Genomic DNA, 9,733 nt, shown 5'->3' with positions numbered 1-9,733 from the left:
GGCCGCCCGCCGAAGCCCTCCGCGGGCTCAGCAGGTGGGCACGCCCGGGAGCCAGGATTCGGCGACGTCGATGAAGATGTTGGAGACGTAACCGCCGTAGTCGGGCAGGTAGGACCATCCGTCGTTGCTGTAGCCGGCGTGGTTCACGAGCTGACCGTGGACCTGGCACCTCACTCGCACGGTCGTGGGGCCGGGCAGGCTCGCCACGCGGGTGGAGGTGGTCGTCGCCTGCTGCCGGACGCTCACGTCGGTGCCCCACGTCGGGAACGACGTGGTGTCGCCGCCGCCGTCGGTCCACAGGTAGGTGACGGTCACCCAGCCGTTGTCGTCGAGGCCGACGTTGTAGAAGGTCCCGTCGGCCAGGTCGATGCCGGCCGGATTGGCGACCTGCCGGCCGAACTCGTCCCGGCCGCCGTTGTAGCCGTTCTCGTACGCCGCCTGCGCCTGGGGCAGGCCCCGTGGCAGGTCCTTCCACTGCTCCCGCTGCGCGGAGGGGTTCCAGTGGTCGTCGTGCGTGTTCCACGGGCCCACGTCCCACACCGGCGCCGTCTCGCAGCGGACCGGCCCGCACACCTGTACCGAGTACTGGCCGCTGTCCTTGGGCGACAGGGCCCTTCGCGAGGGGAGCGCCACGAAGTGGTCGTTCTCGCGGATGACGTGGCCGTTGGCCGTGGTGTGCCCGACCAGTCCCTCGCGGGTGGCGTAGACCCGGGCCGAGAAGGCGGATGCCGCCTTCGGCGTGGGCTCGACGGGGGTGCTTCCCGTGTCGTCCGCTGTCAGGGTCAGGGCTCTCACGACCGCTGTGGCCCCGCCCTCGGCGTTCCACAGGGTGAGCCGGGCCTGGACGTCGACGACGTCGCGCGGCAGTTCCACCGCGGTGCCGGTCACCGCCTGACGCCACTCGGTCCAGGTCCCGCCGGCCGTCCGGCCCCGCACGTCGACCTCGACGCTCGCCGCCTCGGGCACCGTCGCGTCGAGGTCCACGGTGACCCGGTTCACCGGCCGGTTCACGCGGTGCGCCTCCAGCACGGCGGAGGCGTAGCCACCGTCCCGGCCCAGGGAGGCGGGGCTGACGGAGCCGTCCCGCACCCGCAGGGCGCCGGCTGCGTACTCGACGTTGACGTCGTCGGCGCCGGTCCGGGTCAGGTCCGGGCGCCAGGAGTCCGGGGTGGACGCGGAGGCGGCGACGGCGGCCGGAACCGTGGCCAGTGCCGACCCGGCGAGGGCTAGGGCGAGCAGGCAGGCCGTGCCGCTCAGTGTGCGCGAGGACCGCGTTCTGCGGCGCGCGGCGGAGCTACCGCGCCGGGGGGAAGGGGTCAGCATGTGGGCACTCCAGGGAGCCAGGCGTCAGTGACGTCGATGAAGATGTCGGAGACGTAGCCGCCGTGGTCCGGCAGATACGACCAGGCATCGTTGCTGTAGCCGTCGTACTCCACGAGTCCGCCGCGGACCTGGCAGGCCACGCGGACGGACGTCGGTCCGGGCAGGCTCGCCACCCGGGCGGAGTCCGTCGACGGCTGCCGCCGGACGCTCACGTCCGTGCCCCACGTCGGAAACGGTGTGCCCGTGGCACCGCCGTCGCCGCGGACCAGGCTCATGTAGTGGGCCCAGTCCCAGTGCGGGCCGGGGTCGGTGTGGTCGTTCCCGGGCACCTCGCCGTGTCCGACGATGTGCGTGCGGTCCCGCGGAATGCCGTACTTGTCGGTGAGACAGCGGGTCAGCGCCGCCGACGAGCGGTACATGGCGTCGGTGAACCAGGCGGGATCGCTGACGTAGCCCTCGTGCTCCACGCCCACGGAGTGGGGGTTGGCCGAGCGGGCGTGCCAGGCGGTGTCGCGTTCGCGGACCGTCTGGGTGACCTGCGACGGCGACCAGGAGGTCCCGGGGGACGTCGTAGGCGGCCGCCGCCCGGGCGAAGGCCCGGTTGACGGGAGTGTCGGGCGTTGACGGCGCCGGCGCGGCGGCGGCTGGCCGGTCAGGGCCAGGGCGGCTGCCACGGTCGCGGCGCACACTGCCCTGCGGGCGCGTCCGGCGAGGAGTCCGGAGGACATGTGGGGGTTCTCCGCTCTCTCCGGTGCCCACGGGTGTGGGGTGGCCTGCGGGCGGGCACGGGCCCCCGCCGACGGGCACGGGCCTCGCGCCGACCGTCGTGACGCCCGACCGCGCGGGCACCGGAGTACGCGGCCGGGCGGTGCCCCGGGCCGAACAGGGCCATGAGGCAGGGGAGTTCGTCGTGCCGGTGGTCGCATGGTGGAGCGCCCACCTTGTCGTGAGCAAGTCATTGCAGCCTGAGCGAAACACACCATCACCGCCTTGCCCCGCCGACGGCTCCTCCCTAACTTGTGCCGCGGTCCGCCGTCCCAACGGGCGGCGGTCTCCTGCTGCTTTCCCCACGAAGGAGCGATCCGCCATGCCACTCAGACGCCTGTGGGCCGTGACCGCCGCCGTGCTGTGCGCGCTGGCCGGCCTGTTGCTCGGCCCCGTCCAGCCGGCCGGCGCGGCCGCCTCCGGTGCGGCCCTGGCCGCGGCCCCGAACTTCAAGGCCCCGTATCCCTGCGGCCAGAAGTGGACCTACAGCCACCACTCGGCCGAGGTACGCCGGGCGCTGGACTTCGTCCGCGCCGACGGCGGCACCACCAACGGCACTCCGGTCCTCGCCTCGGCGGCGGGCACCGCCTACCGGCACGTCCAGGCCGACGGCGCCGGCAACTACATATCCATCGAGCACGGTGGCGGCTGGCGCACCTACTACTTCCACCTCTCCGCCTTCAGCGTCCCCGACGGTGCCCAGGTCGCCCAGGGCCGCCAGATCGGAACCACCGGCAGCACCGGCAACTCCAGCGGCCCCCACATCCACTACGAGCAGCTCTACAACGGCGTCGGTCAGGACATCCGCATCAACGGCGGCGCGCTCGCCTACCCGGGTGGCTATCACCAGTACTACCTGACCAGCGACAACGACTGCGGCGGGGCCGGTACTCCGTTCATGACCTGGGGCAGCGGGGTGCGGGTGCGCGCCGACGCCCGTCTCTCCTCGCCGGTGGTGGCCACGCTCCCCGGTCCCACCGGCGTCCGGGTGCTGTGCCAGAAACAGGGTGACACGGTGAACGCCGAGGGCTACACCAACAACTGGTGGAGCAAGCTGCGCGACCAGAACGGCTTCCTCAGCAACATCTACATCGACCACCCCGCCTCCCAGCTGCCCGGCGTTCCTCTCTGCTGACCTCACGCGCGGTCGGCGGACCTGTCGCTCGCAGGTGGAGAGGCTTTTCGGACGGGCCGGCCAGGGAACACGGTCGCTGACCGCGCACCGCGAGACACAGGAGGCAGCCGTGGCGGACGACCAGCACGACCAGCAGAACCCGACCGAGCAGTACCCCCGCCCCGACTTCGCCTCGCAGGACCAGCCGCACCCGGGCTGGACCGGGCCGATGGACCCGCCGCCCGACCACGGTGAGGAGTCCTACCGCGGGTCGGGCCGTCTGGTGGGCCGCAGGACCGTCGTCACCGGCGGTGACTCCGGCATCGGCCGAGCGGTGGCCCTGGCCTTCGCGCGCGAGGGTGCCGACGTGCTGTTCACCCACCTCGCCGAGGAACAGGACGAGGCACGGGAGACCTCCCGCCTGGTGGAGGACGCCGGGCGGAAGGCCGTCGCCGTATCCTGCGACATCCGTGAGGAGGGGAACTGCCGGGCCTTGATCGACCGGGCCGTGGCGGAGTTCGGCGGTATCGACGTCCTGGTGAACAACGCGGCCTACCAGATGGCCCAGCCGGACGGCATCGAGGCGATCACGACGGAGCAGTTCGACCGGGTCGTGCGGACGAACCTCTACGGCATGTTCTGGCTGACGAAGTTCGCCCTGCCGCACATTCCCGAGGGCGGCAGCGTCATCAACACCACCTCGGTCCAGGCGTACAAGCCCAGCCCTCACCTGCTGGACTACGCGACGACCAAGGGCGCGATCGTGACCTTCACCCAAGGGCTGGCCCAGATGGTCGCGGAGCGCGGCGTCCGGGTGAACGCGGTGGCGCCGGGGCCGGTGTGGACCCCGCTGATCCCGGCAACGCTGCCGGACACCGCCGAGTTCGGCAAACAGAGCCCCCTGGGCCGTCCCGCGCAACCGGCCGAGCTTGCCCCGGCGTACGTCTACCTCGCCTCGCAGGAGGCCGGCTATGTCACGGCGGAGATCCTGAACGCGACCGGTGGCACGCCCCTGCCGTGACCGTGGTCCGGCCCGTGGGGCCGGGCCGCCGCGGCTCCACGGCACCGGCCGGCCGGACTGCGGGCAGCGCGTTCCGTACCCTGGCGGCATGCGCATGCGCCCCACTCTGAGCTGGACCCCTGCCGAGGACCTGCCGCCGGGCACCACCGACCCGGGGCCGGTCGTCCACGCGCTGAGCAGCGGCGGAGTGCTGGTGCTCAGCGGGGCGGGCATCTCCACCGAGTCGGGCATCCCCGACTACCGGGGCGAGGGCGGCAGCCTGAGCCGGCATGTCCCGATGACCTACCAGGACTTCACCGCCGATCCCCAGGCCCGACGCCGGTACTGGGCGCGCAGCCACCTCGGCTGGCGCACCTTCGGCCGCGCCCGCCCCAACGCCGGGCACCGGGCCGTCGCCGCGTTCGCCCGGCACGGCCTGCTCAGCGGTGTGATCACCCAGAACGTCGACGGCCTGCACCAGGCAGCCGGCAGCGAGGGCGTCGTGGAACTCCACGGAAGCCTGGACCGGGTCGTCTGCCTGTCCTGCGGTGCCTTCAGTCCGCGCCGGGTACTCGCCCGGCGGCTCGAGGAGGCCAATCCGGGCTTCGATCCGGTGGCCGCGGGGATCAACCCCGACGGTGACGCCGACCTCACCGACGAACAGGTCGGGGACTTCCGTGTGCTGCCCTGCGCCGTCTGCGGCGGCGTCCTCAAGCCGGATGTGGTGTTCTTCGGCGAAGCCGTTCCGCAGCGGCGGGTCGAGCACTGCCGCGAGCTGGTCCGCGACTCTTCCTCACTGCTGGTACTGGGCTCCTCGCTGACGGTGATGTCCGGGCTCCGGTTCGTCCGCCAGGCGGCCGGGGACGGGAAGCCGGTGCTGATCGTCAACCGGGACCCGACGCGGGGCGACCGGCACGCCCTCACCCGGGTCGCGCTGCCGCTGGGAGCCGTCCTCACCGGCGTGGCCGGACAGCTGGGCATCTCCCTCGACAGCCACGGCGGCCGCGACGACCGCGACGACCCGGATGACGCCATGACGGCCTGACCGGTACCCCGGCCGGCCCCGTCACCGCCCCGCGACGCCGCCCCGCGACGCCGTCCCCGTCGTCTGCCACGGCGATGTCCGCACGGGAGCTGACGTTCGGCTTGCGGTCGTGGCGGCGCAGCAGCCGATGGCACGGGCGACGTCCCAGCGCCCCCCGCCTCTGGTACTGCTCGATCATCCACGGCTCCTGCCTGGACCTCTTCGCTCCGGGCAACGCCCGCGTGTCCACGTCCAACGCGGGCGACACCGCCTCCCAGTCGATGAACGGTACGCCGATGGCCGCGCCGCACGCGGCGGGCTCGGCCGCACTGCTGCCGCCGGCCACCCGGCGTGGTCGTACGCCGTGAACGCCTCCGCCGAGACGGCCGACGGCACGTGGAAGCTGCGCGTGAACGACAACTGGGTCAACGACACGGGGTGGATCAACGCCTGGCCGCTCCAGTACTGACCGCCCGCTCTCCCGTGTGACACGGGCTCCGGGCCGCCCCTCCCCTGGGCGGCCCGGAGCCCGCGGCACGGCCGGGTCGGCCACGCGAAGCGACGTCCGCCCGGCGAACCTGCCGCCGCCCCGGGCACCCGCCCGGCGAAGTTACCTGTGCGTTCCGCACGTCGGAGACGTGACAGCGGTGACTGTCCGGGACACGGCGGCGCGTGACAGCGTCATGCCCGGCACCGACCAGGTGAAGGGAGCAGGCGTGAACAAGGGCTACGCCGTGTACTGCGACGCGGATCCGCACTTCTACGACGCGCCGCACCGCACCGGCCCCGGCACCCGATCGGCGGGCACCCGGTACGCGGCTGCCACCCTGCCCGTACCGGCGGGATGGCAGCGCGGGGAGAGCGGCGACTGGCTCGCCCTGCGCCCGCTGGACGCCGTACTGCCGGCGCAGGGCTGGAAGATCCACGTCTCCGCCTGCCTCGACAACGCCGAGTCCGTCCTGGAGCGCGTACGGCACCACTGCGTCGAGCGTGGCATCGCCTTCAAGTTCGTGCCGAGCCGCTACCTGCTGCACCAGCGCAACGCCAAGTACGCGGACCGGGCGGGCAGCGGCAAGTTCGTCACCGTGTACCCGGCGGACGAGGAGCAGTTCGAGCGCCTCGTGGGCGAGTTGGCCGCTCTGCTGGAGGGCGAGCCCGGACCGCACATCCTGAGCGATCTCAGGATCGGCGACGGCCCGGTGCACGTGCGCTACGGCAGCTTCACCCGCCGCAACTGCTACGACGAGAGCGGGGAACTGCGGCCGGCCGTCGCGAACCCCGAGGGAGTACTCGTCCCCGATTTCCGGGGCCCGGTCTTCCGTGTCCCCGACTGGGTGAGCGTGCCCGCCTTCCTCCAGTCCCACCTCGACGCGCGGGCGACGGTGACCCTGGCCGACATCCCGTACACCGTCGAGTCGGCACTCCACTTCTCCAACGGCGGTGGCGTCTACCGGGCACGGGACACCCGTACCGGCGAGGTGGTGGTCCTCAAGGAGGCCCGTCCGTACGCCGGCCTGGCGGCCGACGGCGCCGACGCGGTGACCCGGCTGCATCGCGAACGCCGCGCTCTGGAACAGCTGTCGGGCCTGTCCTGCACGCCCGAGGTGCTGGACAGCTTCGCCGTCGGGGAGCACCACTTCCTGGTGCTGGAGTACCTCGACGGCAAGCCCCTCAACACCTTCTTCGCCCGGCGGCACCCGCTCATCGAGGCGGACCCCGACGAGCGACGGCTCACCGAGTACACCGAGTGGGCGCTCGACGTCCACGCCCAGGTCGAGCGGGCCGTCGAGGAGGTGCACGCGCGGGGCGTGGTCTTCAACGACCTGCACCTCTTCAACATCATGATCCGCGACGACGGGCGGGTGGCCCTGCTGGACTTCGAGGCCGCCCACCGCGTCGACGAGCCGGGCCGGCAGACGGTCGCCCACCCCGGTTTCGTGGCACCTGCCGGCCGGCGGGGCACCGCCGTGGACCGGTACGCGCTGGCCTGTCTGCGCCTGGCCCTGTTCCTGCCGCTGACCAGTCTGCTGGCCCTGGACCGGCGCAAGGCGGAGCACCTGGCCGACGTGGTGGCGCGGCAGTTCCCCGTGGAGCGCGCCTTCCTCGACGCGGCGCTCGACGAGATCGCCGACTCCTGCGACCGGCGTCCGGCGGCACGGTCCACCACCGAGCACTTCGTTCCCGTGGCGCCGGGCGACTGGCCCCGCAGCCGGGAATCGATGACGGCGGCCATCCGCGCGTCGGCCACTCCGTCGCGCGAGGACCGTCTCTTCCCCGGCGACGTGGCTCAGTTCGCCACCGCCGGCGGAGGACTCTCGTTCGGCTACGGAGCGGCCGGCGTGCTGTACGCCCTGGCCGAGAGTGGGGCGGAGCGCGACGAGAGCGAGGAGCAGTGGCTGCTCGACCGGACCAAGGAACTCCCCTCGGGGATGCCGTACGGCTTCCACGACGGGATCGCGGGAGTCGCCTGGACCCTGGACCGCCTCGGCCACCCGGCCCGGTCGCTGGATCTCACGCGGCTGCTCCTCGAGCATCCCCTCGACGGTCTCTCCACCGACCTCCACAGCGGAACGGCCGGAGTGGGTCTGGTACTGGACTCCCTGGCCGCCTCCACCGGCGACTCCGCCCTGCGCGGCGCGGCCATGCGGTGTGCCGAACTGAGCGCCCGGTGCCTGTCGGCCGACGCACCGGGCCGAGGGAACGAACGCCGGAACCGAGCCGGTCTCCTGTACGGCGCCACGGGCAGCGCCCTGCTGTTCCTGCGCCTGTACGAACGTACGGGTGACACCGGCCTCCTCGACCTCGCGGGCGACGCGCTGCGCCAGGACCTCGCGCGCTGCGTCCGCGGCGCGGGAGGCGCGCTGCAGGTGGACGAGGGCTGGCGCACGATGCCGTACCTCGGCGCGGGCAGCGTGGGCATCGGCATGGTGCTCGACGACTACCTGGCGCACCGCGCCGACGAGCGGTTCGAGCAGGCACGGGAGGAGATCGTGCGCGCGGCACAGGCCATGTTCTACGCCCAGCCGGGGCTCTACCGCGGCGTGGCCGGCATGGTGCTGTACCTCGGCCGTACGACCGCCACCGGGCCAGGCACCGGCCCCGAGGCCGTCCGGCGCCAGATCGACGCGCTGGCCTGGCACGCCATGTCCTACCGCGGTCATCTCGCCTTCCCCGGCGAGCAGATGATGCGCCTGTCCATGGACCTCTCCACCGGGACGGCCGGATGCCTGCTGGCCGTCGCGTCCGTACACGGCGACCGGCCCGCCGGTCTGCCGTTCCTCCCACCGCCGCGGCGCGCGCCGCGGCCCATGAGCCGGCCCCGTCCGGGGTCGTGAAGAGAACACCCGTAGTCCGACGAAGGGAAGCGAACATGAACCTGTTCGAGCTGCAGTCGATGGAGACCCCCAAGGAAGAGGCCATGGGCGACGTGGAGACCGGCAGCCGCGCGAGCCTGCTGCTCTGCGGCGACAGCAGCCTCAGCGTCACGACGTGTAACTGACGTCCGAGTCGGCCCGCCGCTGTCAACGCGGCGGGCCGCGCGCTGCGGTACCGGCGCCCAGGCGCCGGTACCGCGCTTCGTCGCCGCCCGTGGCGGCGCCGACCACGAGGAGGGCAGCTGGTGGGAAGGGACCCGGGTCGGCGGCGGCCGATGCGTAAGGGGCACGACTCGCCAGGCTCACCCGGCACCGGCCCGGGGCGGGCGCCCGAACTGCTGGTCCTGGTGTGCTCGGTGGTGGCGGCGGCGGTCGCCGTCGCCCAGCCCCTGGTCCTGGGCCGCACACTGGACCTGCTCCTGCACGACGGCGCCGCCGGCCCCTGGCTCCTGGCGAGCGCCGCACTGCTCGTCGGCGAGATACTCCTCGACGGTCTCACCGCGCTGCTCACCGGCCGGTGCACCGCCGACTGGACGGCCTCCATCCGCTCGCGCGCCCTCAAAGGACTGTTGCACGCCGTGCCGGATCTGGCCCGGCCCCATTCTCCCGGCGATGTCGCCACCCGGCTGACCCTCAACGCCTCCGACGCGGGTGCGGCGCCGGCCGCCAGGGCCGCGCTCGCGGCCTCGCTCCTCACCCCGGCCGGCGCGCTCGTCGCACTTGCCGTCGTCGACGTGTGGGTCGCCGTGTGCGTACTGGCCGGTCTTCCGTTCCTCGCCCTGGTGCTGCGGGCGTTCGCGCGGGACACGGGTGCTTCGGTCGGGGCCTACCAGCGGGTGCAGTCGGACATCGCGTCCCGGCTGCTGGAGACCATGGAGGGCGCGGAGACCATCGCCGCCGCCGGCACCGCCGCACGCGAACGCGAGCGCGTGCTCCGCCCGTTGGCCGAACTCGGCACGCTGGGCGCACGCATGTGGAGGCTGCACGGCAAGGCGCTGGCCACCGGCGGTGTCCTCGTCCCGCTGCTGACGGTGGCCGCCACCGCGGTGGGCGGCCTGCGGCTCGGCGCCGGGGCCCTCAGCGTCGGCGAACTCCTCGCGGTGTGCCGTTACGCGCAGTTGGCCGCGGGATTC

The 9,733-nt window shown here is 73.1% G+C and carries 10 protein-coding genes; 8 read left to right on the top strand and 2 right to left on the bottom strand.

Annotated elements, in window-relative coordinates:
- Positions 1-27: 27 nt before the first annotated feature.
- The gene (locus tag EBH09_RS35515; protein WP_121750872.1) at positions 28-1,323 is read right to left on the bottom strand and encodes a hypothetical protein; all 1,296 of its coding nucleotides are present in this window, start codon (positions 1,321-1,323) and stop codon (positions 28-30) included.
- Complete coding sequence (locus EBH09_RS35510) at positions 1,317-2,051, bottom strand: N-acetylmuramoyl-L-alanine amidase (RefSeq protein WP_238697539.1); 735 nt, start codon at positions 2,049-2,051, stop codon at positions 1,317-1,319. The genes EBH09_RS35515 and EBH09_RS35510 overlap by 7 nt, the downstream gene beginning before the upstream one ends.
- 359 nt (positions 2,052-2,410) lie before the next feature.
- Here EBH09_RS35510 and EBH09_RS35505 point away from each other — a divergent pair, with 359 nt between their 5' ends.
- From EBH09_RS35505 to EBH09_RS39610, 8 genes are all read left to right on the top strand, one after another.
- Positions 2,411-3,223 carry a M23 family metallopeptidase gene (locus tag EBH09_RS35505; RefSeq protein ID WP_121750870.1) on the top strand — a complete coding sequence of 271 codons (813 nt, stop codon included), beginning with the start codon at positions 2,411-2,413 and terminating at the stop codon, positions 3,221-3,223.
- A gap of 109 nt (positions 3,224-3,332) precedes the next feature.
- Positions 3,333-4,223, top strand: a complete 891-nt coding sequence (locus EBH09_RS35500) for an SDR family oxidoreductase (RefSeq protein ID WP_121750869.1) — start codon at positions 3,333-3,335, stop codon at positions 4,221-4,223.
- 88 nt (positions 4,224-4,311) lie between these two features.
- Positions 4,312-5,247 (top strand): NAD-dependent protein deacetylase, encoded by a 936-nt coding sequence (locus tag EBH09_RS35495; RefSeq protein ID WP_121750868.1) that lies wholly within the window; start codon positions 4,312-4,314, stop codon positions 5,245-5,247.
- Positions 5,248-5,321: 74 nt separating this feature from the next.
- Positions 5,322-5,594: a S8 family serine peptidase gene (locus EBH09_RS39875; protein WP_193776703.1), complete on the top strand. Its 273-nt coding sequence runs from the start codon at positions 5,322-5,324 to the stop codon at positions 5,592-5,594.
- On the top strand, positions 5,591-5,695 hold the full coding sequence (locus EBH09_RS39870; RefSeq protein WP_193776765.1) for a proprotein convertase P-domain-containing protein: 105 nt from the start codon (positions 5,591-5,593) through the stop codon (positions 5,693-5,695). The genes EBH09_RS39875 and EBH09_RS39870 overlap by 4 nt, the downstream gene beginning before the upstream one ends.
- A 247-nt stretch (positions 5,696-5,942) precedes the next feature.
- Positions 5,943-8,561 (top strand): class III lanthionine synthetase LanKC, encoded by a 2,619-nt coding sequence (gene lanKC, locus EBH09_RS35485; RefSeq protein WP_193776760.1) that lies wholly within the window; start codon positions 5,943-5,945, stop codon positions 8,559-8,561.
- A 35-nt stretch (positions 8,562-8,596) separates the two neighbouring features.
- A complete protein-coding gene (locus EBH09_RS35480) occupies positions 8,597-8,725 on the top strand; it encodes a SapB/AmfS family lanthipeptide (protein WP_121750866.1) in 129 nt (42 codons plus the stop codon).
- A gap of 150 nt (positions 8,726-8,875) precedes the next feature.
- Positions 8,876-9,733, top strand: an 858-nt coding sequence (locus EBH09_RS39610) for an ABC transporter transmembrane domain-containing protein (protein WP_274595161.1), incomplete at its 3' end; no start/stop codon positions are given.

This window comes from Streptomyces sp. E2N166 (assembly GCF_003671715.1).
Lineage (GTDB): Bacteria > Actinomycetota > Actinomycetes > Streptomycetales > Streptomycetaceae > Streptomyces > Streptomyces thinghirensis.
Note: the sequence above shows the minus strand (reverse complement) of the source record. Positions and strands in the feature narration are given on the sequence as shown.